Below are 20,800 nucleotides of genomic sequence, written 5' to 3'. Positions count from 1 at the left end.
CGGGGTGGCACCGGCGCGGCTCCGGTCGGGGGGGGGGGGGGGGGGGGCGCCGGGGGGGGGCCCCCCCCGCGGCCCCCCCCCCCCCCCCCCCCCCCCCCCCCCCCCCCCCCGCGCCCCCCCCGCCCCCCCCCCCCCCCCCCCCCCCCGCTGCTGGTGCTCTTACAGGCTGAGCCGCTGGCCCGGGAGGATCAGACCCGGGTCGGCGCCGATCAGCTGCCGGTTGCGCTCGTACAGGGCCTGCCAGCCGCCGGCCTGGCGGTGGCTGTCGGCGATCTCCGACAGGGTGTCCCCCGGCTTGACCACATACGTGTCGCCGCTGGCCGCGGGGGCGGTGCGCTCGTGGTTGCGGGTCGCCGGCTGGTCGCCGCGCGACGACCGCTCCTTCGGTGCGGTGGACCGGTCCTTCGGTGCGGTGGACCGGTCCTTCCCGGCGGTGGACTTCGACGACTTCGCGGTCGACTTCGTCGAGGACTTCGTGGCGGAGCCGCCCGACGAGCCGCCCTTGCGGCCGCAGGTCGGCCACGCGCCGATGCCCTGCCCGTCGAGCACCTTCTCGGCGATGGCGATCTGCTCGCCACGGCTGGCCAGGTCGGCACGGGCGGCGTACTTCTTGCCGCCGTAGCCGGCCCAGGTGCCCTGGGAGAACTGCAACCCGCCGTAGTAGCCGTTACCGGTGTTGATCTTCCAGTTGCCGCCGGACTCGCACTGGGCGATCGCGTCCCAGTTGACACCGGCCTGGGCCGGGGCCGCGGGGCCGAAGAGGGCGACGGCGCCGGTGACCGCGCCGACGGCCAGGGTGCCGACGGCGACGCGGCGGGTGGTGACCCGTCGATGACGGGGCGTGTAGACAGACGTCATGTGTGGTTCCTCCACGCCGGCGAGGTGAGCTGTCGGGTTCGGGCCGAGGAGCCCGGCCGCGCGGTGGCGGCTTCACCCCGAGGTGACATGCACCGAGGAACGTGGGTCCCCCGCTCCTGCCCGGGGTTCTGGTATCCGACGACCGGGGGCAGGATTTGGCGTTGCCGGTCGTGGCGTCCACGGTGGTGGACTCGATCGACGGTAGGCACGGTCGGTGACCCTCGCCCAACCCTTGTGAACTTGTTCACCGGCGCACGCGCGGGGCCTCTGCCAGCGGTTGCGGACCACGCGGGACTGTGCACCGACCATGATGGACCGATTCCGATCAGGCCCGGATGTCACCGCCCGTACGCAGCCAGGCGGTGATGCGACGGAGCAGTTCGAGGTGCCCAGGAGACTCGTAGGAGCGGGTGTCGTGACCGAGAGCGGAGTAGACCACCCGGCTCGGACCGAGGGTGCGTGCCCAGACCAGTGGGTGGGTGACGCCGCCCTCCTCGTGTGCGTACAGGGCCTCGCCGTCGATGCCGTCGACCAGGCGCAGGTCGGTGTACCGCTCGTCGTGGACCTCGATGTCGCCGAGACCGTCGGCGAGCGGATGCGCGACGCCGGTGCGCCGGGCGAGGAACGGGCCGATCGGCGGGTGGTGGGAGCGGCCGTGCTCCCAGGACGCGCCGATCGTGGCACGCCAGCTCGGCAGCCGGGGAAACGCGAGGGTGGCGCTGTGCATGGCCAGCAGGTTGCCGCCACCCGCCAGGAAGCCGGCCAGGGTGTGGCCGAAGAGCTCGTCCTCGGGGAGCAGGGTCGACCGGTCGGCGCTCGCGTTCACCACCAGCAGCCGCGTGCCTTCCAGCGCGGTCGCGAGCCGGTCGACGGAGGTCACGACGGCCGCGTCGCCGATGAGCTCGGCCAGCCTCGCACTGGTCTCGGGCAACGGGTGCCAGGGGTCGGCGTGCGGTCCCTCCCCGCTGAAGATCACCGTGTCGACGGGCATCGGCGCTCCTGATGAATTGACGTTCGGGCAGGAAACCATAGATCGACGGCCGCGATGCTCGGAAGCACCCGGGGTCGACCCCGGCAACCTTCCCAGGAGGAGAGCATGTCGATCCACCGGAGCCGCATCGGGCGCCGCAGCGCCGCCGCCACCCTCGTGACCGTCCTGGCCAGCGCCGGCCTGACCCTGCTCGCACCGACCGCCGCGCAGGCCTCCAGCCCGTGCACCAGCCTGACCTTCTACCGGGTCGGCGGCTATCCGGGCGGCGCGGACATGCACGTGCCCACCGTCGGCTGGCAGACCGGGAACAAGCAGTGCTACCTCACCTACGGCCACTCGGGCTCGGCGGTGCTGGTGCTGCAGGAGGCGCTGAACAACTGCTACGCGCGGTCACTGAGCCTCGACGGCAACTACGGCCCGAAGACCCGCGACGCCGTCCGGTACGCCCAGCACAAGATCAACGAGGACATCGTGTACGCGAACATCGCCGAGGACGGCGAGTACGGCCCGCAGACCCGGGCGTACATGGGCTTCGCGATCTTCGGGGTCAACGGCGGTCCGGTCATCCCGAACGTCTGCTACTACCCGGGCTGAGCCGCGTGACGGCGCCGGTCGGAGTCCCCCGTGGAATTCCGACCGGCGCCGTCCCGCCCCCCCTGTCCGGTTCGGTCTGCGGATCAGCAGACGCGGACCGCCTCGATCCGCTGGTTCCAGTTCCCCCCGATCGCGGCCGAGTCGTACGCCAGGTTCGCCCGGTAGCCGTAGGCGTGCTGGTAGCCGAGCAGGCCGGTGGCGTTGGCGTTGTCCCAGAAGGTGGAGACGGTGCCGGACGGACGGTTGTTGATGATCGACTGGGTCCGGTTGCGGAAGTACGAGGGCAGCCCGACGTCGTTGCAGCCGTTGTACGGCCCGTCGAGCAGGAAGATGTCCCCGCTGAAGTTGGTCCCGCTGTAGAGGCAGAGCAGACCCGAGGGGCAGGCGTAGTTGGCCTGGGCGGGGCTCGGGGCGACGCCGAGCGCGGCGCCCACGGCAAGCACGCCGAGCAGGGCGGACGTGAACCTTCGCAGAGCACTTCGCACGAGGATGACCTCCGGTGTCGTCACGACCGGGACAGGCCGTGAGTCGAGTTGCCGACATCACATTGATCGATGCCGCTGTGCCAACGATGATCTGCGCGGCAGGTCGACGAATTCCTGCCGGAATCTCAATCCGGCCGCCCGGCGCCGGATTGTCCGACTGGCGACGCGGCGAGCGGCGGTTCATGGAGATTCGGGTCCTCGGGCCGGTCGAGGTCTGGGCGGACGGCCGCCTGGTCGACGCCGGAGCAGCCCGCCAGCGCGCCGTCCTGGCCGCGCTGGCGGTGGACGTCGGCCGACCGGTCCACGTGGAGTCCCTGGTGGACCGGGTCTGGGGCGACACGCCACCGCCCAGGGTTCGCCACAACCTGCACGTCTACCTCGCCCGGCTCCGCCGCGTGCTGGCCGACGCGGGCGCACCGGCCGCGCTGGTACGACGATCCGGCGGCTATCTGCTGGACCAGCCACCGGAGACAGTGGATGGCCAACACTTCGACGTGCTGCGGCACCGCGCCGATGGACTGGTTGACGACGACCCCGAGCGGATGGAGCTGTTGCGCCGGGCGCTGGAGCTGTGGCGCGGCGAGCCACTGGCCGGGCTGCCCGGCGAGTGGGCGGCCCGGGTGCGGCAGGACTGGCACCGCCGGCACACCGACACCGCCGTGCAGTGGGCCCGCGGCCTGCTGCGGCGGGGCGAGCCCGAAGCGGTCATCGACCCGCTGACCCGGCTCGCCGACGACCATCCCCTGGACGAACCGGTCGCCGCCGTGCTGCTGCACGCGCTGGCCGCGGCCGGTCGCGGCGCACAGGCGCTGGCGTACTACGCCCGGCTGCGGGACCGGCTCGCCGACGCGCTCGGCGCGGACCCGGGCGTCGAGCTCCGCCAGCTGCACCAGGCCATCCTGCGCGGTGAAGTCACCGTGCCCACTCCCGGGCCGTCCCCCGCCCCCGCCGCAGCGGGCCTCGTCGCCAGGCCCCACCCGGACCGCCCGATCCCCGCGCAGTTGCCGTCGGATGTCCGGGGTTTCGCCGGGCGCGGTCCGGAGCTGGCCCGTCTGGACGCGCTGCGGGCGTCCGCCGAGGCGCAACCCGGTGCGGTCCCGCTGGCGGTGCTCTCCGGAGCGGGCGGGGTGGGCAAGACGGCGCTCGCCGTGCACTGGGCACACCGGGCCGCCGGACACTTCCCCGACGGGCAGCTCTACGCCAACCTGCAGGGCTACAGCCACAGCGGTGTGGTGCGCAGCCCGGAGCAGGTGGTCCGGGGTTTCCTGGCCGCGCTCGGGGTGCCGCCGCGGGAGGTGCCGGCGGATGAGCAGGCACAGACCGCCCTGTACCGGAGCCTGCTCGCCGGTCGGCGGATGCTGGTGCTGCTCGACAACGCCCGGGACGCGGCGCAGGTCCGGCCGCTGCTGCCGGGCGCCGCCGGCTGCCTGGTGCTGGTGACCAGCCGGGATCGGCTCACCGGGCTGGTGGCCACCGAGGGCGCCGAGGCCGTCGTGCTGGATCTGCTCACCGCCGAGGACGCGCAGGCCCTGCTCTACGCGCGGATCGGGGCGCGGGCCAAGGTCGAGCGGGCCGCCGTCGACGAGCTGGTCCGACTCTGCGACCGGCTGCCACTGGCCCTGGTCGTGGTGGCGGCCCGGGCGGTGGTCCGGCCTCAGCTGCCCCTGACCGAGCTGGGCGCGCAGCTCCGAGCCGACGGCCGGCTGGACGGACTGGACACCGGAGAGCACGACAGCAGTGTGCGGGGGGCGCTGTCCTGGTCGTACCGGCTGTTGTCGGCGTCGACCGCGCGGCTGTTCCGGCTGGTCGGGGGAAGTACGGACGTGACGGTGAGTACGGCGGCCGCGGTCAGTCTCGCCGGCGGCGGTCGACGGGCCGTCCGGGCGGCGTTCGCCGAGCTGGCCGACGCGCATCTGGTCTTGGAGCGCGGCCCGGACCGGTACGCGATGCACGACCTGTTGCGGGCCTTCGCGGCCGAGCTGTCCGCCGAACACGATCCGGCCGGCGACCGGGCCGAGGCGCGCGGCCGGCTCTTCGACCACTACCTGCACAGCGCGCACGCCGCGGCCGTGCTGCTGCACCCGCACTGGGATCCGATCACCCTCGCCCCGGCCGTCGCCGGCGTCCGGCCAGAGAAGTTCGGCGACCATGACGAGGCGGTGGCCTGGTTCACGCGCGAGCGTGACGTGCTGATCGCGCTCGTCGAACGATGCGCCGCCAGCGGGTTCGACCGACACGCCTGGCAGCTGGCCTGGAGCCTGACCAGTTTCCTGGACCGGCAGGGCGGCTGGCACGACCAGTTGGCGGTGCAGCGTACGGCGCTGGCGGCGGCGCGGCGCGGAGGCGAGGTGGCCGGGCAGGCGCACGCGCACCGCAGCCTGGCCCGGGCGCACGCCCGCCTGGGTCGGCTCGACGAGGCGCCCGGTCAGCTCCAGCGGGCAATGGAGCTGTTCCGCGAGCTGGGCGACCCGGCCAACCAGGGGCACACCTGCCTCGACCTCGCCGAGGTGGCCGACCGGGAGGGCAGGCGTGCCGAGGTGGTCGAGCACGCCGAGGCGGCGTTGGCGCTGTACCGCGAGGCGGGCCACCGCTACGGGCAGGCGATGGCGTTGAACGCGGTCGGCTGGTATCGGGCCCAGCTCGGCGCGCACGACGCCGCGGTGCAGGCGTGCCAGCAGGCGCTGGAGCTGCTGCGCGAGTTCGACGACCGGCAGGGCCAGGCGCCCACCTGGGACACCCTCGGCTACGCGCAGCACCGCGCCGGGCGACCCGCGGAGGCGGTGGTCGCGTACCAGCACGCGCTGGCGCTGTACCGGGAGTTCCGGGACCGCTACTACGAGGCGGACACGCTGACGCACCTCGCGGAGGCGTTGGCCGACGTCGGCGACCCGGCGGAGGCGGCCCGGAGCTGGCGGACGGCGTTGGGCATCCTCGACGAGCTCGGGCACCCGGACGCCGAGCGGGTCCGCCGCCGGCTGGCGGACGCCGACGCACCCGGACCGGCCGGCGGGGCCCGCTGATCGGGCGACCCGCCGGCCGGAGGGGTCGAACGGCTACAGGGTGCGCGCCAGCCGGTCGGCGAGCGTACGGGTGAAGCGGGCCGGGTCGGCCAGCTCACCGCCCTCGGCGAGCACCGCCAGCCCGTACAGCAGCTCGGCGGTCTCGGTCAGGATTTCGGTGGAGTCACCCTGCTCGTGGGCCTTGCGCAGCCCAGTGACCAGCGGGTGACCGGGGTTGATCTCCAGGATGCGCTTGGCCGAGGGGACGTCGTGCCCCATCGCCCGGTACATCTTCTCCAACGTCGGCGTGAGGTCGTGCGCGTCGCCCACGACGCAGGCCGGTGAGGTGGTCAGCCGCGACGACAGGCGGACCTCCCGAACACTGTCGGCGAGGGTCGTGCCCAGCCACTCCACCAGCGCGGCGAACTCCTGCCGCTGCTGCTCGCGCTCGGCCTCGGCCTGCTGCTTCTCCTCGTCGGTGTCCAGGTCGACCTGACCCTTGGCGATCGAGCGCAGCGGCCGGCCGTCGTACTCGCCGACCCGCTCGACCCACACCTCGTCGACCGGGTCGGTGAGCAGCAGCACCTCGTGGCCCTTGGCCCGGAACGCCTCCAGGTGCGGCGAGTTCTCGATGGTGGCCCGGGAGTCGCCGGTGGCGTACCAGATGTCGTTCTGGCCGTCCTTCATCCGCGCGACGTAACCGGCCAGACCGGTCGGCTCCGCCGCGTCGTGGGTGGAGGCGACCGACAGGATCTCCAGCAGGGAGTCCCGGTTGTCGGTGTCGTCGATCAGCCCTTCCTTGACCACGGCGCCGAACTCGGTCCAGAAGGTGCGGTAGCGCTCGGGGTGGTTGGCCTTGAGGTCCTTGACCGTGGCGAGGACCTTGCGGACCAGGCGGCGGCGGACGATCTGGATCTGCCGGTCCTGCTGGAGGATCTCGCGGGAGATGTTCAGCGACAGGTCGTGCGCGTCGACGACGCCCTTGACGAAGCGCAGGTAGGTGGGGACCAACGCCTCGCAGTCGTCCATGATGAACACGCGCTTGACGTAGAGCTGCACGCCGCGACGGCCCTGCGGGGAGAACAGGTCCAGCGGGGCGTGGCTGGGCAGGAACAGCAGCGCCTCGTACTCGAAGGTGCCCTCGCCCTTCATGTGCACGACCTCGAGCGGGTCGGCCCAGTCGTGGCTGACGTGCTTGTAGAACTCGTTGTACTCGGCGGCGTCGACCTCGTCGCGGGGCCGGGCCCAGAGCGCCTTCATGGAGTTGAGGGTCTGCACCTCGCTGGTGGCGGCCTCGCCCTCGGCGCCGGGACGCTCGACGCGCATCCGGATCGGCCACGCGATGAAGTCGGAGTACCGCTTGACGATCTCGCGGATGGTCCACTCGGCGGTGTAGTCGTGCAGGTTGTCCTCGGTGTCGGCAGGCTTGAGGTGCAGGGTCACGGCGGTGCCCTGCGGCGCCTCGTCGACGGCCTCGATCGAGTAGGTGCCCTCGCCGGTGGACTCCCAGCGGGTGCCGCCGGTCTCGCCGGCCTTGCGGGTCAGCAGGGTGACCCGGTCGGCGACCATGAACGCGGCGTAGAAGCCGACGCCGAACTGCCCGATCAGGTCCTGCGAGGCGCGGGCGTCGGCGGACTCGCGCAGCTGGCGCAGCAGCTCGGCGGTGCCGGACTTGGCGATCGTGCCGATCAGCCGGACCACCTCGTCGCGGGTCATCCCGATGCCGTTGTCCCGCACGGTCAGCGTGCGGGCGTCCCGGCCGACCTCGATGGCGACGTGCAGGTCGTCGGTGTCGGCGACGAGATCCTTGTCGACGAGCGTCGCCAGCCGCAGCTTGTCCAGGGCGTCGGACGCGTTCGAGATGAGTTCCCGCAGGAAGACGTCCTTGTTCGAATAGATCGAGTGGACCACCAGCTGGAGGAGCTGACGCGCCTCGGCCTGGAACTCCAACGTCTCGGCCTGGTTGCTCACACCGTCTCCCTTCTCGGCTCGTGCGGAGGTTCGCGCAAAGGATACGAGTCGTCACCGCTGGGGTCGTGCCCGCGTCCGGGTCGTATTCCCGATCCGCGGGGCACCCGCGGTGACATAGCTGACTTTGCTCTACAGAAGTCAGCCGGATAGCGTTCCGGTCAGCAATCGACCTCGCGCCATCTCGGCCAGCCACGAACCTGGAGCCCTCCCATGAAGATCGCTGGAAGCACCGCCCTCGTCACCGGCGCCAACCGGGGCTTCGGCCGACACCTCGCCGCCGAACTCGTCGCCCGGGGCGCGACCGTCTACGCCGGCGCCCGCAACCCCGACTCCGTCGACCTGCCCGGCGTGACGCCGGTCCGACTGGACATCACCGACCCCGATTCGGTGGCCGCAGCCGCGAAGCTGGCAGGTGACGTGAACCTGCTGATCAACAACGCCGGCATCGACAGCCGGGCGGACCTGCTGGAGGGCGACCTGGACCTGATCCGGCTGGAGCTGGAGACGCACTACCTCGGCAACCTCTCGATGATCCGGTCCTTCGCCCCGGTCATCGCCGGCAACGGTGGCGGAACGATCCTCAACGTGCTCTCCGTGCTGTCCTGGGTGAATTTCCCCCTGCACGGGTCGTACGGCGCCGCCAAGTCGGCCGAGTGGGCGATGACCAACGCACTGCGCATCCAGCTCGCCGAGCGGGGCGTCCGGGTCGCCGGTCTGCACGTCGGCTACATGGACACCGACATGGCCGCGACCGTGACCGGCGCCAAGTCGGACCCGGCGGCGATCGCCCGGATCGGCATCGACGGTATCGAGGCCGACGCGTACGAGATCGTCACCGACGAGATCAGCCGGCAGGTGCAGGCCGGGCTCGCCGGCGGGGTCGCCGCGCTCTACCCGCAGCTCCCCTGACCCAGGACGCGACGGGCCGCCGCCGGATCATCCCGGCGGCGGCCCTCTTCGACCGGTACGCCGTCAGCTGGCCTGCAACGTCACGTCGTCGATCACGAAGCTGGTCTGCAACGACGAGTCCTCGGTGCCGGTGAACTTCACTGTCACCGTCTGCCCGGCGAACCCAGCCACGTTGAACGTGCGCTGCACGTAGCCGCTGGCGGCGTTCAGGTTCGAGTACGTCGCCAGCGTGGTCGAGCCCACCTGCACGGTCAGCTTGTCGTACGCCGTGGAGGTGGTGGTCTCGGCGGTGTCGACGTGCAGCCAGAACGACAGCGTGTAGCTGGCGCAGCCGGCCGGCACGCTCACCGACTGGGACAGGGTGTCGGTGTGGGTGCTGCCGTACCCGTCGAGCCACGCCTTGTACGACCCGGTCCGGGCCGGCTGACTGCTGGAGTTGGTGATCACGCCGGAGGACGCAGTCCACGGCGTGCTGCCGCTCTCGAAGCCACCGTTGCCGACCACCTGCCCGCCGGCGCAGCCGCCGGTGCCGGTCACCGTGAGGGTGAGGCTGGCCGTCCGGGTCACCGACCCGGTGCCGGTGACCGTGACGGTGACGGTGCCCGTGGCGGCGCTGGCCGACGCGGTCAGGGTCAGCGTGGCCGACCCGCCGGAGGTCACCGACGACGGGCTGAAGGAGACGCTCACCCCGCTTGGCGCCCCGGACGCGGTGAGGCTGACCGTCTGCGCGGAGCCGGCGGTGGTCGCGGTGCCGACCGTGGCGGTGGCGCTGGCGCCCCGGGCGACGGTGAGCGCGGTGGGGTTGACCGCGATCGAGAAGTCGTTGGTCGGGGTGCCGCCGCCCACGGCGAGCTGCCACAACGCGTACGCGACGCCGTCCGCGGCCCGGTTCAGCACCGTGGCGCTGACGTTGGCGGTGGTGTCGCAGGAACGGTGGTAGCACGAGTCGTAGGCGGCGTTGGCCGTGCCGCCCCACTTGGCCGCCTGGGTGCTGGTCTTACGGGCGCTCGCGCCCGCGGCGTAGCCGGAGGTGGGGATGCCGGCCTGCTGGAAGTAGTAGTCGTCGGAGCGGCCCTGACCCTCGACGTTCTCCTCCGGTTGCAGCCCCAACGAGTCCCAGTACGCCTTCAGCGGCGCCGCCGTCGTGGAGGTGACCCGGTTGATGAAGTAGCCACCGTTGGTCGAGCCGACCATGTCGAAGTTGTAGTAGCCCTTGATGTAGCCGCGCTGGGTGGTGTTGAGCGAGTTCACGTAGAACCGGGAGCCGTTGAGGCCCTGCTCCTCGTCGGTCCACCAGGCGAACCGGACCTTCTTCGTCATGGTCGGGTTCTGCGCGGCGAGGACCAGCGCGTTCTCCAGCAGGGTGGCGGAGCCGGAGCCGTTGTCGTTGATGCCCGGGCCGGCCGAGACGCTGTCGAGGTGGGCGCCGAACATCACCACCTGGTCGGTCGGGCCGCCGGGCCACTCGGCGATGAGGTTGTTCGAGGGGTACGTGCAGCTGGAGCAGGTCTGCTCGCTGACGGTGTAGCCGGCGGCCTGGAGCTTGCCCTTCACGTAGCTGACCGAGGCGGTGTAGCCGGCCGAGCCGGCCCGCCGGTTGCCACCGTTGCTGCTGGCGATGGAGTTGAGCTGGGTCAGGTGCGCCTGGACGTTGGTGACGGAGATGTCCGGCGCCGCCAGGACGGCGGCGGACGCGGCGATCGGCCGGGCCGCTGTCGTCGGGGCGGAGGGTGACGCGGTCACCGGCTGGGCGGCCAGCGTCACCGTCATCCCGGTGAACACGGTGAGCGCGATTCCCGCGCTCAGCGTTCTGCCTCTCATGGGGGCTCCTCGGGGGTTGGAGAGATAACCGAGACACTTACAGAGATCTATGTCCTCGGCATCGGACGTTCGTCCCGAACCCCCACCGCTTCGACGATGGGTACCGACGTCGGCACAGGTGAGTAGAGGTGCCAGGATGGGTAGGTAACGCCAGCAGGGGTCGTCGGGCCCGGAACGGGGGGCTTAGCGATGAGGGCGGGTCGAGCGTGACGCGACCCCGCACCGACCTGTTCGACGGCGGCGGTGACACCGGACGGCTGATGGCCGAGCTGAACTGGGCCGACACCCCGCTGGGCGCGGTGTCGAGCTGGCCGCAGAGCCTGCGTGCCGCCGTGCGGGTGGTGCTCTCCTCCCGTTACCCCATGCTCCTGCTCTGGGGCGACCGCCTCTCCCAGCTCTACAACGACGCGTACTCCGCCCTGATCGGCGACAAGCACCCCGCCGCACTCGGCGACGACGTGCGGGTGACCCTGGCCGAGGGCTGGGACGTCCTCGCGCCCCTGATCCAGCAGGCCATGGAGACCGGGGTGGCCAGTTGGGTGCCCGCTCTGCAACTCCTGCTGGAGCGCGCCGGCTACCGCGAGGAGGCGTACTTCAGCGTCTCGCACGCCCCCGCCCGCGACGACGACGGCCGCACCGTCGGCGTGCTGACGGTGTGCAGCGAGGTCACCGAGCAGGTCGTCGGCGAACGGCGACTGCGGCTGCTGCGCGACCTGAGCCTGCGCGGCGACGGGCGCACCGTCGACGTCGACGCCACCTGCGCCCGGCTGATCGACGCGATCGGCGACCATCCACTGGACGTGCCGTTCGCCGCGATCTACCTGCGCGACGGCGCGGTGCTGCGCCGGACGGCCTGCGCGGGCGGTGACGCGGGTCACCCCACGGTGGCCGAGGCGCTGCCGGACGTCGTCGACCTGGCCGACCCGAGCCCGGCGGCCCGCGCCTGGGCGCTACCGGACGCCGCGCAGGGTCGGCCCACCGACGTGACGGGCGTCGCGGATCGACTGCCGCTGCCCGCCGGCCCGTGGGGCGATGCCACCCACACCGCGCTGGCACTGCCGCTGCCCTCGGCCGCCGAGGACCAGCCGCTCGGCGTCCTGCTGGCCGGCGTCAGCCCCAACCGGGAGCTGGACGAGGCGTACCGCTCCTTCTACCAACTGCTGACCCAACAGGTCTCCATGGCGGTACGCAACGCGAAGGAGTACGAGCAGGAGCGGCGCCGGGCCGAGACGCTGGCCGAGCTGGACCGGGTGAAGACCACCTTCTTCACCAACGTCAGCCACGAGTTCCGTACGCCGCTGACCCTCATGCTCGGGCCGCTCGCCGACGCGCTCGCCGACACCGCCGCGCCGCTGGCGCCCGGGCAGCGGGAGCGGGTGGAGACCGCCTGGCGCAATGCCACCCGGCTGTTGACCCTGGTCAACAGCCTGCTCACCTTCTCCAGCCTGGAGGCCGGCCGGGCTCGCAGCGACGCCCGCGAGGTCGACCTCGCCGCGCTCACCGCGGAGCTGGCCAGCGTCTTCCGGGCCGCCGTGGAACGGGCCGGCCTGGCTCTGGAGGTCGACTGCCCGCCGCTGCCCCGGCCGGTCACCGTCGACCCGGTCAACTGGGAACGCATCGTCACCAATCTGCTGTCCAACGCCCTGAAGTACACCTTCATCGGCCGCATCCGGATCGCCGTGGACGCCGACCACGACGAGGTACGCCTCACCGTCGCCGACACCGGAATCGGGATCGCCGAGGCGGACCTGCCGAAGCTCTTCGAGCGCTTCCACCGGGTGCAGGGCACGCGCTCGCGCAGCCACGAAGGCACCGGCATCGGCCTGGCCCTGGTCCACGAGCTGACCCGGCTGGAGGGCGGCGAGGTCCGGGTGACCAGCCAGGTGGGTGCCGGCACCGCCTTCACCGTGGCCCTGCCGTGGTCCGCGGCGCGGCGCGCGGTGACGACCGGGCCGGCACCCAACGGGCGGGGCGACGTGGCCCGCGCCGCCGTTTCAGAGGCGGTGGGCTGGCTGACCGACCCGGCCGGCAGCATCGCCGAGCCCGCCGCGGCACCCGGACCGGCCGCCGACGAGTTGGCCGGCGCCCGGATCCTGGTGGCCGACGACAACAGCGACATGCGCGCGTACCTGAGTCGGCTGCTCGCCGGTCAGGGCTGGCGGGTGCGGTCGGTCACCGACGGTCGGCAGGCCCTCGACGCGATCCACCGGGATCCGCCGGACCTCGTGCTGACCGACGTGATGATGCCGGTGCTGGACGGCTTCGACCTGGTACGCCGACTGCGCGCCGACCCGGCGACCCGGGCGCTGCCGGTGCTGGTGCTCTCCGCCCGGGCCGGCGAGGAGGCCAGCGTGGTGGGCCTGAGCCTCGGCGCCGACGACTACCTGGTGAAGCCGTTCGCCGCCGCGGAGCTGATCGCCCGCATCCGTGCCGCCATCCGCCGCGCCCGCACCGACCCGTCCGGCGACGCCGCCACCGCGCGGACCGCCGACGACAGCCTGAGCGCGGCCGACGCACCGAGGTCGACGCGACCCGCCGGGGCCACCGCCGAACCGGCCTACGACGAACCGGCCCACGCCGAACCGGCCCGCGGGGAACCGGCCAACGCCGAACCAGCCGACGGAGAACCGGCCGGCGGGTCCGTGGTCGGCACGGCCGACGACGGGCTCGGCGACATCCTGGCCGCGGAGTGGACGTACCCGTCCGTGCCCACCTCGGCGGCCGCCATGCGCCAGGACGTCCGGCTGGCGTTGGACGAGCTGGACGTCCACACGGACGTGTTGCAGGATCTGCTGCTCGCCGCGTCCGAGGCGATGAACAACGCCGTCGAGCACGCACAACGACCCAGCCGCCCCGAGGTGCGGGTCCGGCTCCAGGTGGGTGCCGACCGGGTCCGGATCTCGGTACGCGACTTCGGCACCTGGCGGGACCGTCGGCCGGCCATGGACCGGGGCCGGGGCGCACTGTTGATGAACGCCTACGGCGACGTACGACTGGTCTCCACCGGCGAGGGGACGACGGTGACCATCGAGCGCCGGCTGACCGACCCGGCCTGAGTCACCGCCGCCAGCGACTCAGAGCCGACGGCCCCCGCGGTCACGGGCGACGATGCCGTCCAGGCGCTGCCCCGGCGTCAGCGTGGCCGGGTCGAACCAGAAGATCACCACCTGCTTGTCGATGCTCCAGCGCGCCACCCGGGCATCGACCTGCCGACCGTCCACCGTGCCGATGATCCGCTCGGCGGGGCCGACGAAGTAGCCGAAGGTGGGCACCGGCACGGCCGACGAGCGCTCGTCGTAGCCGATCTGGTGGAACCCGGGGCTGCGGTCGGCGCCCTCGACGTCGTTGACCAGGATGTCCGTGCTCAACGTGCCGTCGGGGGCGCGACGACCGGCGGCCAACCCGATGGTCACCTTGGGCTCGCCGGGCACCGACACCGCGACGACGTAGTAGACCCGCCAGTCGGCGCCGTGCCGCACCCCCGTGTCGATCAGCTTGCCCAGGGGCTTCGGACCCGGCACGCCGGGGGCCACCGTCGGCGGTGGCGTGGGCTCCGCCGACGCCGACACCGACGCCGTGGCAGCGGCCGAGGGCGGAGCGACGGCGGCCGGCGGTGCGGGACCGGTCGGCCCGGGCCCGCCGACCGCCACCACGGTGACAGCGACCAGCCCCGCCACGACCGTCGTCGCCGCGCCCCCGGCGACCCGCCGACGGATCCGCAGCCGCCGTCCCGCACGCATGACGGTGGCCAGATCGAGCGTGGCGTCGGGGCGCTCGGTCGCCCGCATGGCGTGGCGGAGCCGGTCCAGCTCGCTCATCGGCGCGCCTCCTCGTCGACCATGCGCGGCGCGGCCGTGCGCAGCTTCTCCAGGGCTCGCGAGCTGGTGCTCTTGACGGTGCCTACCGATACGGCGAGTTCCCGGGCCACCTGCGCCTCCGGCAGGTCGAAGTAGTAGCGCAGCACGACGATGGCCCGCTCCCGAGGGCTGAGCGCGCCCAGGATGGTGACCAACCAGCGCCGGGTGGCCACGTCGTCGGCCACGTCGCCGCGCCGCTGCTCCGGCACCTCCTCGGTGGGGTACTCCCGCATCGGCCGCCGCCACCGATCCACCAGGTGGTTGACGAGGGTGCGACGGGCGTACGCGTAGGCGTCGTCGTCGTGGATCCGCGACCACGACGCGTAGGTGCGCACCAGCGCGGTCTGCGCGGCGTCCTCGGCCTGGTGGTGGTCGCCGGTCATCAGGAACGCGGCGTGCACCAGTCGCGCGGACGCCGCCCGCGCGAACTCGACGAACTCCGCGTCACCCCGCGCCACCGCGAACCCTCCCCCGTGCCACACCTGTTCAGACGGGCGAGACCCCGCGAAGGTTGAGTCCCCGCGACGTCAACCTTTTGGCGGGCTCACCCGTCTTCTCACCCGCGTCGCCGCAGACCGGCGCGCGAGGGGAGAGAAACATGTCGACGAAGGCTACCCGTCGGGGGTACCTGCCCTCAGCGGCGTTGCTGCTGGTCGTGGCACTGCTCACCGGGTGTGGCCTGCCCGCCGCCGGGAAGGGATCCGCCGGTGGCGCCGCGAGCGGACCGGACTCCGCCGGCCTGCCCGCGGCGGGACCGATCGCGACGGGACGGCCGGCGGGAGTGGCCGGGAGCGGCGGTGTCGCGGCGGCGCCGCCCACGGTTGTGCCGGTCAGCTATCCCGCCACCGGCAGCAACCGCTGGTCGGTGGCCGCGGCCGAGACGACGGGTGGAGGCGGGAGCACCGGCGGGTTGCTGCGCTACCGGGTCGCCGTGGAGCGCGACATCCGGGGCCTGCGGGTGGGCGACATCGCCACGGCGATCTCCGCGACGTTGAACGACAGGCGCGGGTGGACGGCGGACGGGACGCGGCGGCTGCGCCGGGTCGGCGCCGACGAACCCACCGACTTCACGATCTACCTGGCGACCCCGGGCACCCGCGACATCCTCTGCCAGGACGTGCCGGACGGCTACACGTCGTGCCGCAACGGCGCCCGGGTGGTCCTCAACGTGGCGCGCTGGGTCACGGGGGTGCCGGAGTACGGCGCGAGCCTGGCCACCTATCGGCAGTACATGGTCAACCACGAGGTGGGGCACAAACTCGGGTTCGGTCACGAGCGGTGCCCGGGGCGGGGCCGGCCGGCGCCGGTGATGCAGCAGCAGACGCTGGGCCTGCACGGGTGCCGCGCCGGGGCCTGGCCGTACCCGAACGGCACGACCCGCTACCGCGGGCCGATCGGAGCGTACGACGACGAGATCCCACGGCGCGAGGGCGCCTACGCGGCGCACTGACCCCGACGACCGGAAGGCCGTACGTCAGGTGCGGCGGCGGCGTTCCTGCTCAACCCGCTCGTCGAGCCGACCCAGCTCGTAGATGGCGTTGAGGCTGGTCGGCAGCCGGCGGACATTGTCCGGCCCGGGGTCGGGTTCCGGCCCCGGGTCGGGATCCGACGCGGGAGGGGGATTCGACGCGGGAGCGACGGAGGAGTCGGACGGGCGGCGACGCAGGAGCAGCAGTGCCAGCACCGCCAGGACGGCCGCGACCAGCAGGTAGGACATCGGCGGCCAGCCACCGCGGGCGGGGTCGGCGAGCGCCGGCGGGACCTCGGGCACCGGGGTGTCGAAGGTGCGCACGGGCACGCCGACATCGGGGGCATCGGCGCCGGAGCCACCGGCCGGGCGGCCGGGGGCGGCCGGAGCCCGGACACCGGCCGACGACCCGGCGGTCGCACCCGGCGCGGTCGAGCTGGGCTGGCCGGTCGCTGGTGACCGGGTCGGCGCGGACGTCACGGTGGGGGTGACGCTCGGCGTCGGCGTCGCACTCGGCGCACCCTGGCCGCCGAGCAGATCGTCGACGACCCGGCCGACGCCACCGAGGATGTCGCCGACCGGGCCCGAGGTGGCCGACGGGGACGGCGCGGGCGCGAGGGCGAGGGTCAGCGCGAGGACGACGACGGTAGGCACGGGACCACCTCGAATGTGTCGACTGCCAGGCACAGTACCGCGTTGTGGGATGGCGTGGGTGACCCGCCACGTTGGGCCGGCGCGTGCCGGCCACTGTTACCCAGCGGTTACGCCGCGGCGAAGCTCGCGTGCCGCGGCCGGGCGACCGTGACGGCAGAGGGTCACCGGCAACGCTGCCGCGACGTGACCCCGGCATCGAGCGGAGAGATCACCATGAGGATCAGGAGCACACTGACCGCGTTGGCGGTCGTCCTCGCCGGTCTGGTCGCCAGCGCGGGCAGCAGCACCGCGGCGGGCACCACGACCGGGTCGGCGTCCTGCGGGATCGCCTGGGGCAGCGCGGAGAAGTCGGCCGGCGCGCTGAGCGACGCCCCGCTGGTCGACGTACGGACCGGGCAGCACGACTGCTACGACCGGGTGGTGTTCGAGTTCGCCGGACCGGTCGACGGTTACGCGGTCGGCTACGGCGAGACATGGACCGAGGGCGAAGGGCTGGCGCTGTCGCCGTACACCGCCGGGGGCGCGCTGCTGCGGGTCTCGCTGCGGGCCCCGGCGTACGACGCCGCACACCAGGGCACCGTGCCCTACGCGGTCGGCGAGCACGTGGCGAACCTGCTGCGCTGTTCAACGCTGCGCGACGTCGTCTTCGGCGGCAGTTTCGAGGGCTACAGCACCTTCGCGGTCGGCGTACGGGCTCGGTTGCCGTTCCGCACGTTCACGCTCGCCGGCCCCGGCACACACAGCCGCATCGTGCTGGACGTCGCCCACCAGTGGTGAGTGGAGCCGCAGTGGGGCGATCCGCCTGGCCGTCCCGCCCGTCCGGGGCGGACGGCCAGGCGGGGATCATCGGCAGCCACGTCGGAACCGCGCACTAACCCGCGTGGGGGCGGCGAGCCGTACTGAACCGTCGTTGGTAGGCGGCGGGGCTGATCGACAGCTCTCTGGCGAAGACCCGTCGCATGCTCTCGTAACTGGGGAACCCGGCGAGGGTGGCGGCCTGCGTCGCCGTGTGGCCCTGGTCGAGGAACGCGCGGGCCATGTCGAATCGGATGTTCTCCACGTAGCGGGCCGGTGTCGTGGACAGTTCGTCGTGGAAGAGCCGGGTGAGGTGCCGGGTGCTCACGTTGAGGTGTTTGGCGAGTTCACCGAGCGTGTGACGCCCGCGGGGGTTCGCCGTCACGAGGTCGGCGATTCTCCGCAGTGCCGGCGAGCGGGGCGGCGGACCCTGCAGCGGCGCGGAGAACTGGGACTGGCCACCCGCACGCTGCATGTACACCACCAGGGCGCGTGCGACGTCGCGCGCCAGGTCGGGCCCGTGGTCCTCTTCGACGAGAGCGAGCGCCAGGTCGATACCGGCCGTCACCCCTGCCGAGGTGTACGTGGTGCCGTCGCGCACGTAGATCGCGTCGGGCTCGACGCGGCAGGTCGGATGCCGGGCGGCAAGCTCGTGCGCGACCTTCCAGTGCGTGGTGGCGCGCTTGCCGTCCAGGAGGCCGGCGGCGGCCAGGACGAACGCCCCGGTGCAGATCGATGCGACCCTTCCGGCCACCGCCGCCGGTCTCCGTGCGGCCTCCGCCAGGTCGGCGGGGACCTGGGCGCGCGGATAGTGGTCGGAACCGGCCACCAGGAGCGTGTCGAAGGCCGGGGCCGAGGCGACGGCGCCGTCAACCGCGATCCGCACCCCGAGGCTCGACGTGACGTCCGTGCCGGTCGGCGACAGCAGCACGATCCGGTAGTCGGCACCGAAGCGGTTCGCCTCCTTGAACACCTCCGCCGGACCAGCGACATCCAACAACGTCACTCCGTCGTAGACGAAGATCGCGACGCGATGGGGCGGCGTGGACACCGATCATTGGTAGCACGCCATTACCGGGGAAGACGGCGATCCTCCTGGGCGGCGTCGCTCACCCGGCGATATCCCTGTCCGGATGTGAGTGGTTCCTGGCCGGATGAGGGCGGCACCGTACGCCGATCGGTGGGCAGCATGGAGGTCACCAGGACGTTCGCACACACTGTCGGGAGGTCAGCGGGCATGTCAGAGGTCATCGCGGGGTTGGAGATTCCCGATACAGCGGCGGTCGCCGAAGCGACCAGGCACATCCGGGAAACGACCGGACCGCTCATCTATCACCACTCCCGACGGGTGTTTCTCTTCGGTCTGACGCACGCGCGCAGGCATGGTGTGCACCCGGATCCAGAGCTGCTCTATCTGGCGTCGATGTTCCACGACACTGGCCTTTTGACTCCGTTCTCCGAGGTCGAACAGCGCTTCGAAGTCGACGGCGCCGACCACGCGCGCGCATTCCTCCTGGACCGGGGTTTCTCTCCGGCCGCCGTCGAGACCGTCTGGACCGCGATCGCGCTGCACACCACACCGGGCATCCCCGACCGGATGGGCCCGGAGATCGCCACCACCTACCTCGGCGTCCTGACCGACGTGCTCGGCCTCGGCCTGGACGGGCTGCACCACGACCAGCTGGACGAGATCCTCGCCGTTCACCCCCGCGGGGACTTCAAGAACGAGTTCCTGCGAGCCCAGTTCGACGGGCAGAAGAATCGCCCCGGCACCACGAACGGCACCGTGAACTCCGACATCCTCGAACACTTCATCCCCGGTCTTGAGCGCGTGACGACTGTCGAACGCATCGTCGGCTCGCCCTGGCCAAGCTGACCGGACACCTGTCCACGCGGTCGGCGCCACGCGTCGGCCGGGTGCCGAACCCGCACCACCGGGCCGCACCGACGAGCTCTCCCGAAAGGAACCGACCATGCAAGCGATCACCGTGCGCGACCGTGACGCGGGCGCCAGCGGGCTCACCCTCACCGACATGCCCTACCCCCACGCCGCGGAGAACGACGTCATCGTGCGCGTGCACGCGGCGGGTTTCACCCCTGGGGAACTCGACTGGCCAGCGACGTGGACCGATCGTGCCGGCCGCGACCGGACACCCAGCATTCCCGGGCACGAGGTGTCCGGAGTCGTGGTCGGGCTCGGCTACGGAACCACCGGCCTCACCGTGGGCCAGCGGGTGTTCGGACTGACCGACTGGGCGCGCAACGGATCCCTGGCCGAATACACCGCGGTGGAGGCCCGCAACCTCGCTCCGCTCGCGACCGACATCGACCACACCGTGGCCGCGGCGCTGCCCATCTCCGGACTGACGGCGTGGCAGGCGCTGTTCGACCACGCCCACCTCACGACCGGCCAGACCGTTCTCATCCACGGCGCTGCGGGCGGCGTCGGCTCGATCGCCATCCAACTCGCCCGGGAGGTGGGTGCCCACGTGATCGGCACCGGCCGGGCCGACGACCGCGATCTGGCCCTCGGCCTCGGCGCGCAGTCCTTCGTCGACCTGGACGCCGACGACGTACGGCACGTCGGCGAGGTGGACGTGGTGCTCGACGTCATCGGGGGCGAGATCCTCCGGCGCTCGACCGAACTGGTACGCCCGGGCGGCACCCTCGTCACCATCGCCGCGCCGCCCACCGTCCAGCCGAGAAACGGGCGCGCCGTCTTCTTCGTCGTCGAACCCGATCGTGCCCGGCTGGCCGACCTTGCCCACCGCGTCCGGACCGGGCGGCTCAAGCCCGTCGTCAGCGCCGTGCGGCCGCTCTCCGAAGCGGCCTCGGCGTTCGTCCGCCAGCGCCGCACCCCCGGCAAGACGATCATCCGGATCGCCCAGGAGCACGGAACGCGGCAACCGACCACGGACAGCTAGCTCGCCGGGGTCTGCTCGGCTGCCTCTCCAGCCGCCTCGTCGGCCAGGTGCCAGACCTCCCGCATCGGGGCCCACCAGTCCCCCGATCCGGGTTCGGCGAGCGATTCCTGGCACGGGTCGGTCAGCTTCCACCACTCTTGCGTCTGCGGATCGGCGGCGATGTACCGCAGGTCAGCCTCGTAGTCGTCACCGACGTACTCGTAGTAGCCGAAGAGCAGGTCGCCGTGGAGGAAGATGGTGTAGTTGCGGAAGTTCGCCTCGCGCAGCGTCTTCTCGACGCTCGGCCAGACCTCGGCGTGTATGCGCAGGTAGGTCTCCCGGTGCTCCGGGCGAAGCCGGATCACGCAGCCATGACGTTGCACGTCGTGTCCTCTCAGGTGCACTGGTCACACGGGTGGCGACGGCCCGGAGCAGGTTGGCCATCGACGGCCATCGCGTTGGCGACCCGATGGTAGCCGTACCCAAGATCGAGGA

Annotated in this window: 18 protein-coding genes and 1 riboswitch; of the genes, 8 read left to right on the top strand and 10 right to left on the bottom strand. The window is 72.4% G+C overall.

Annotated features, from left to right (window positions below):
- Positions 1 to 159: 159 nt before the first annotated feature.
- Positions 160 to 858, bottom strand: a complete 699-nt coding sequence (locus ACGGAQ_RS22105) for a transglycosylase family protein (protein WP_393052042.1) — start codon at positions 856 to 858, stop codon at positions 160 to 162.
- Positions 858 to 1,002: riboswitch (cyclic di-AMP (ydaO/yuaA leader) on the bottom strand. Its footprint overlaps the gene before it by 1 nt.
- A 181-nt stretch (positions 1,003 to 1,183) precedes the next feature.
- Positions 1,184 to 1,849 carry a ThuA domain-containing protein gene (locus tag ACGGAQ_RS22100; RefSeq protein ID WP_393052040.1) on the bottom strand — a complete coding sequence of 222 codons (666 nt, stop codon included), beginning with the start codon at positions 1,847 to 1,849 and terminating at the stop codon, positions 1,184 to 1,186.
- Positions 1,850 to 1,954: 105 nt separating this feature from the next.
- On the opposite strand from ACGGAQ_RS22100, the gene ACGGAQ_RS22095 reads away from it, so the two are divergent.
- Positions 1,955 to 2,443, top strand: coding sequence for a peptidoglycan-binding protein (locus ACGGAQ_RS22095; protein WP_393052038.1), 489 nt, complete (start codon positions 1,955 to 1,957; stop codon positions 2,441 to 2,443).
- Between the two features lie 83 nt (positions 2,444 to 2,526).
- Here ACGGAQ_RS22095 and ACGGAQ_RS22090 read toward each other — a convergent pair whose 3' ends face one another.
- Complete coding sequence (locus ACGGAQ_RS22090) at positions 2,527 to 2,928, bottom strand: peptidase inhibitor family I36 protein (protein ID WP_393052036.1); 402 nt, start codon at positions 2,926 to 2,928, stop codon at positions 2,527 to 2,529.
- Between the two features lie 182 nt (positions 2,929 to 3,110).
- On the opposite strand from ACGGAQ_RS22090, the gene ACGGAQ_RS22085 reads away from it, so the two are divergent.
- Complete coding sequence (locus tag ACGGAQ_RS22085; RefSeq protein WP_393052034.1) at positions 3,111 to 5,948, top strand: BTAD domain-containing putative transcriptional regulator; 2,838 nt, start codon at positions 3,111 to 3,113, stop codon at positions 5,946 to 5,948.
- A gap of 33 nt (positions 5,949 to 5,981) precedes the next feature.
- Here ACGGAQ_RS22085 and htpG read toward each other — a convergent pair whose 3' ends face one another.
- Positions 5,982 to 7,898, bottom strand: a complete 1,917-nt coding sequence (htpG, locus tag ACGGAQ_RS22080; RefSeq protein ID WP_393052032.1) for a molecular chaperone HtpG — start codon at positions 7,896 to 7,898, stop codon at positions 5,982 to 5,984.
- 210 nt (positions 7,899 to 8,108) lie between these two features.
- Here htpG and ACGGAQ_RS22075 point away from each other — a divergent pair, with 210 nt between their 5' ends.
- Positions 8,109 to 8,807 carry an SDR family oxidoreductase gene (locus ACGGAQ_RS22075; protein WP_393052030.1) on the top strand — a complete coding sequence of 233 codons (699 nt, stop codon included), beginning with the start codon at positions 8,109 to 8,111 and terminating at the stop codon, positions 8,805 to 8,807.
- Between the two features lie 63 nt (positions 8,808 to 8,870).
- On the opposite strand, the gene ACGGAQ_RS22070 is transcribed toward ACGGAQ_RS22075, so the two are convergent.
- Positions 8,871 to 10,628, bottom strand: a complete 1,758-nt coding sequence (locus ACGGAQ_RS22070) for a M28 family peptidase (protein ID WP_393052028.1) — start codon at positions 10,626 to 10,628, stop codon at positions 8,871 to 8,873.
- A 206-nt stretch (positions 10,629 to 10,834) separates the two neighbouring features.
- Between ACGGAQ_RS22070 and ACGGAQ_RS22065 the strand changes: the two genes are divergently transcribed.
- Entirely contained in the window at positions 10,835 to 13,684 is a 2,850-nt protein-coding gene (locus ACGGAQ_RS22065) for an ATP-binding protein (RefSeq protein ID WP_393052027.1), read from the top strand.
- A gap of 18 nt (positions 13,685 to 13,702) precedes the next feature.
- On the opposite strand, the gene ACGGAQ_RS22060 is transcribed toward ACGGAQ_RS22065, so the two are convergent.
- Both ACGGAQ_RS22060 and ACGGAQ_RS22055 read right to left on the bottom strand, forming a co-directional pair.
- On the bottom strand, positions 13,703 to 14,446 hold the full coding sequence (locus ACGGAQ_RS22060) for a hypothetical protein (RefSeq protein WP_393052026.1): 744 nt from the start codon (positions 14,444 to 14,446) through the stop codon (positions 13,703 to 13,705).
- Positions 14,443 to 14,943, bottom strand: coding sequence for a SigE family RNA polymerase sigma factor (locus ACGGAQ_RS22055; RefSeq protein WP_393052025.1), 501 nt, complete (start codon positions 14,941 to 14,943; stop codon positions 14,443 to 14,445). The genes ACGGAQ_RS22060 and ACGGAQ_RS22055 overlap by 4 nt, the downstream gene beginning before the upstream one ends.
- 140 nt (positions 14,944 to 15,083) lie before the next feature.
- Here ACGGAQ_RS22055 and ACGGAQ_RS22050 point away from each other — a divergent pair, with 140 nt between their 5' ends.
- Positions 15,084 to 15,935, top strand: a complete 852-nt coding sequence (locus ACGGAQ_RS22050; RefSeq protein WP_393052023.1) for a DUF3152 domain-containing protein — start codon at positions 15,084 to 15,086, stop codon at positions 15,933 to 15,935.
- Positions 15,936 to 15,959: 24 nt separating this feature from the next.
- Here the strand turns inward: ACGGAQ_RS22050 and ACGGAQ_RS22045 are convergent, their stop codons facing one another.
- Positions 15,960 to 16,607: a hypothetical protein gene (locus ACGGAQ_RS22045; protein ID WP_393052021.1), complete on the bottom strand. Its 648-nt coding sequence runs from the start codon at positions 16,605 to 16,607 to the stop codon at positions 15,960 to 15,962.
- A gap of 213 nt (positions 16,608 to 16,820) precedes the next feature.
- On the opposite strand from ACGGAQ_RS22045, the gene ACGGAQ_RS22040 reads away from it, so the two are divergent.
- Positions 16,821 to 17,384, top strand: coding sequence for a hypothetical protein (locus tag ACGGAQ_RS22040; protein WP_393052020.1), 564 nt, complete (start codon positions 16,821 to 16,823; stop codon positions 17,382 to 17,384).
- Positions 17,385 to 17,478: 94 nt separating this feature from the next.
- Here ACGGAQ_RS22040 and ACGGAQ_RS22035 read toward each other — a convergent pair whose 3' ends face one another.
- Positions 17,479 to 18,453 carry a GlxA family transcriptional regulator gene (locus ACGGAQ_RS22035; RefSeq protein WP_393052018.1) on the bottom strand — a complete coding sequence of 325 codons (975 nt, stop codon included), beginning with the start codon at positions 18,451 to 18,453 and terminating at the stop codon, positions 17,479 to 17,481.
- Between the two features lie 138 nt (positions 18,454 to 18,591).
- On the opposite strand from ACGGAQ_RS22035, the gene ACGGAQ_RS22030 reads away from it, so the two are divergent.
- Together ACGGAQ_RS22030 and ACGGAQ_RS22025 are read left to right on the top strand one after the other, a co-directional pair.
- On the top strand, positions 18,592 to 19,278 hold the full coding sequence (locus ACGGAQ_RS22030; RefSeq protein WP_393052052.1) for an HD domain-containing protein: 687 nt from the start codon (positions 18,592 to 18,594) through the stop codon (positions 19,276 to 19,278).
- Positions 19,279 to 19,375: 97 nt separating this feature from the next.
- Positions 19,376 to 20,326, top strand: coding sequence for an NADP-dependent oxidoreductase (locus ACGGAQ_RS22025; protein ID WP_393052017.1), 951 nt, complete (start codon positions 19,376 to 19,378; stop codon positions 20,324 to 20,326).
- On the opposite strand, the gene ACGGAQ_RS22020 is transcribed toward ACGGAQ_RS22025, so the two are convergent.
- The gene (locus ACGGAQ_RS22020; RefSeq protein ID WP_393052015.1) at positions 20,323 to 20,688 is read right to left on the bottom strand and encodes an L-rhamnose mutarotase; all 366 of its coding nucleotides are present in this window, start codon (positions 20,686 to 20,688) and stop codon (positions 20,323 to 20,325) included. The two genes, ACGGAQ_RS22025 and ACGGAQ_RS22020, sit on opposite strands and share 4 nt — an antisense overlap.
- Positions 20,689 to 20,800: the final 112 nt, after the last annotated feature.

It is taken from the genome of Micromonospora sp. NPDC047557 (assembly GCF_043205095.1).
Lineage (GTDB): Bacteria > Actinomycetota > Actinomycetes > Mycobacteriales > Micromonosporaceae > Micromonospora.
The sequence above is the reverse complement of the archived record's forward strand: the minus strand, read 5'-3'. Positions and strand labels throughout refer to the sequence as shown.

What these genes read in the sequence shown, in the direction of transcription:
- ACGGAQ_RS22100 (WP_393052040.1), bottom strand. Translation starts at nt 1,849, where the DNA reads ATGCCCGTCGACACGGTGATCTTCAGCGGGGAGGGACCGCACGCCGAC.
- ACGGAQ_RS22030 (WP_393052052.1), top strand. Translation starts at nt 18,592, where the DNA reads ATGGAGGTCACCAGGACGTTCGCACACACTGTCGGGAGGTCAGCGGGC.
- ACGGAQ_RS22105 (WP_393052042.1), bottom strand. Translation starts at nt 858, where the DNA reads ATGACGTCTGTCTACACGCCCCGTCATCGACGGGTCACCACCCGCCGC.
- ACGGAQ_RS22095 (WP_393052038.1), top strand. Translation starts at nt 1,955, where the DNA reads ATGTCGATCCACCGGAGCCGCATCGGGCGCCGCAGCGCCGCCGCCACC.
- ACGGAQ_RS22050 (WP_393052023.1), top strand. Translation starts at nt 15,084, where the DNA reads ATGTCGACGAAGGCTACCCGTCGGGGGTACCTGCCCTCAGCGGCGTTG.
- ACGGAQ_RS22060 (WP_393052026.1), bottom strand. Translation starts at nt 14,446, where the DNA reads ATGAGCGAGCTGGACCGGCTCCGCCACGCCATGCGGGCGACCGAGCGC.
- ACGGAQ_RS22085 (WP_393052034.1), top strand. Translation starts at nt 3,111, where the DNA reads ATGGAGATTCGGGTCCTCGGGCCGGTCGAGGTCTGGGCGGACGGCCGC.
- ACGGAQ_RS22040 (WP_393052020.1), top strand. Translation starts at nt 16,821, where the DNA reads ATGAGGATCAGGAGCACACTGACCGCGTTGGCGGTCGTCCTCGCCGGT.
- ACGGAQ_RS22075 (WP_393052030.1), top strand. Translation starts at nt 8,109, where the DNA reads ATGAAGATCGCTGGAAGCACCGCCCTCGTCACCGGCGCCAACCGGGGC.
- ACGGAQ_RS22070 (WP_393052028.1), bottom strand. Translation starts at nt 10,628, where the DNA reads ATGAGAGGCAGAACGCTGAGCGCGGGAATCGCGCTCACCGTGTTCACC.
- ACGGAQ_RS22025 (WP_393052017.1), top strand. Translation starts at nt 19,376, where the DNA reads ATGCAAGCGATCACCGTGCGCGACCGTGACGCGGGCGCCAGCGGGCTC.